Genomic DNA, 1,872 nt, shown 5'->3' with positions numbered 1-1,872 from the left:
TGCATGATTTCATTTGTTACTGGATTGATGAGTTTCTTTACTTTCTTCTTATGAGGTTTTAGCATTTCCATCACTTGCTCAACACGTTCAACAACAACAGGACGCTTCGCATAAGCACCATAAGCTAGAATCACTGTGTCACTTTCGCTTATTGCTTTCATTAAGTGTATATTCGTGTGCGCATCGTATGGTTCTTTGATATGTTTAAGGTTCTGGGGGGTTTTAATATTCGAAAATAAATTCACTAAATATACAGCACCGTATCGTTCTGAATTCGCTAATTGATTGAGGATAAGAACCGTAGTAAGATCGAGTGATAATACACCATCTAAATGAGGATACATCGTTATCACAGTACAAGCCGGTTTCTTTTCATCCCATGTTTTCTTGAGTAAGTAGCGGTGTTTTTTATCACTACTGAATATAGCTTCTGTGTGTATTGTGCTTTTAATTGTATTCATATATCATCACTTCCTTTAGTATTCTTCTGGTAAAAGCATCACATAATAAAAAACGTCTACATCATCTTCTCGGATGACGTAGACTTTCTTAGGTAATGCATTTTGATATTTTACATAGTTTGTATAGTGATATTCCAATTTGTATGCAGGTTGTTCTTGTTCATGTGTGATTGAGAGTATATTCTCATCTTCTTGCAGTTTAAAAATGTGTAGGTAATCTGTCTGAGGTTGATTGTCCCGTTCTTTTACCATGTTCCAAAGTAAGATTTGAAGGTCTAGAGATAGTTGTTCACTAATGCCTCTTGTGATGTATCGATTGATTTTCATACTATTTGCCTCCATTTTGCTTTTCTTTCATGATGTCAATCACTTCGTTAATGACTGTAACAGATATTTGTGCCACTTTGATCCAATTATTCATGGTCTTTCCCTCCTTCTTTTAATAAATGACGTTCATCGATAATCGTATTTTTAGTATCAGTGAGGTAGAGAAAATCCATATCAAAATGATCCAGATAACCAATACTGATGAGTTGGTTATTGGCGTACATAAGAAATGGATAGATACTTAGCTCATGTAGTTCATCGTTATAGTAGGTATAAGTGTCAAGTGTAAGATGCGCAAGTGGGGTATGGTCTACAAAGCGAGTAGGAAGTATATTTTCTGCTGCTTCTTCTAACGCTTCACATTCCCATGTTTCATTGTTAGATAGTTGGAATAGACGAGTTATATATTGTTTGAGTTCTTGAGTGGTTGTTTTCATATCATTGCCTCCTAGATAGTGTTAGCGATGTATTTCATATACATCACTGAGATAATATATATTTGATTTATAATTTATTACGAATCCCGGTGGGAATAAGAGAAAATCCCATATGAAAAACTGCTACAAACGTTGGTATGACAAGAAAATCCCGTTATCCCGCTCATTTGTTGGGAAATATAGCTATATATTTATATATCATTTGGATTTAGTGGTGTTATTACGAGTTACTTTTTCTTTTTATATTATTTATTTATAAATAATAACGGGATTTTGGGATTACGCTTGCGTAATCCTTCTCCTACATGAAGTTAGTCAATCCCGTTACTATCCCACTTATATTTTGTTTTGGGATGTTCTTTCGTCATATCAATATAAGCTTCACATTGAGCCATGATTTGTTAGCGTGTTGAATATATTTGTTAGATGAGTGTTATTGAATGACGAAAGGACAGTACATAGATATTATATTTGAAAGTAGAGTGTTTGAGGCAAAAACAAAGACGAAGTGCTGAGGAGCACTTCGTCTAGATTATTATTATTGAAAAGTTGTTTAATAATTTCATTATTAAGTTTTAGTGTAACGTAGAATTGCTTTTTATGATTCTCATCTTTACGAATGTCAATACGGTCAATAACCGTTAGGT

Annotated in this window: 3 protein-coding genes and 1 pseudogene; all 4 read right to left on the bottom strand. The window is 33.7% G+C overall.

Going from position 1 to position 1,872, the window contains the following annotated elements:
* Positions 1–461 (bottom strand): DUF1643 domain-containing protein (locus KA909_RS09060; RefSeq protein WP_210130113.1); only part of this gene is annotated, 461 nt, incomplete at its 3' end.
* Between the two features lie 15 nt (positions 462–476).
* Positions 477–788, bottom strand: a complete 312-nt coding sequence (locus KA909_RS09055; protein WP_210130112.1) for a DUF960 domain-containing protein — start codon at positions 786–788, stop codon at positions 477–479.
* A gap of 86 nt (positions 789–874) precedes the next feature.
* The gene (locus KA909_RS09050) at positions 875–1,225 is read right to left on the bottom strand and encodes an SAUGI family uracil-DNA glycosylase inhibitor (RefSeq protein ID WP_031926266.1); all 351 of its coding nucleotides are present in this window, start codon (positions 1,223–1,225) and stop codon (positions 875–877) included.
* Between the two features lie 465 nt (positions 1,226–1,690).
* Positions 1,691–1,872, bottom strand: a pseudogene (locus tag KA909_RS09045) (cassette chromosome recombinase CcrB); the annotation flags it as partial.

The sequence above is a fragment of the Staphylococcus sp. GDX8P54P genome (assembly GCF_017893165.1).
In the GTDB taxonomy this organism is placed as follows: Bacteria; Bacillota; Bacilli; order Staphylococcales; family Staphylococcaceae; genus Staphylococcus; species Staphylococcus borealis.
Note: the sequence above shows the minus strand (reverse complement) of the source record. Positions and strands in the feature narration are given on the sequence as shown.

Excerpts from the sequence above, each read along its gene's own strand:
- KA909_RS09055 (WP_210130112.1), bottom strand. The coding sequence starts at position 788 with ATGAAAATCAATCGATACATCACAAGAGGCATTAGTGAACAACTATCT.
- KA909_RS09050 (WP_031926266.1), bottom strand. The coding sequence starts at position 1,225 with ATGAAAACAACCACTCAAGAACTCAAACAATATATAACTCGTCTATTC.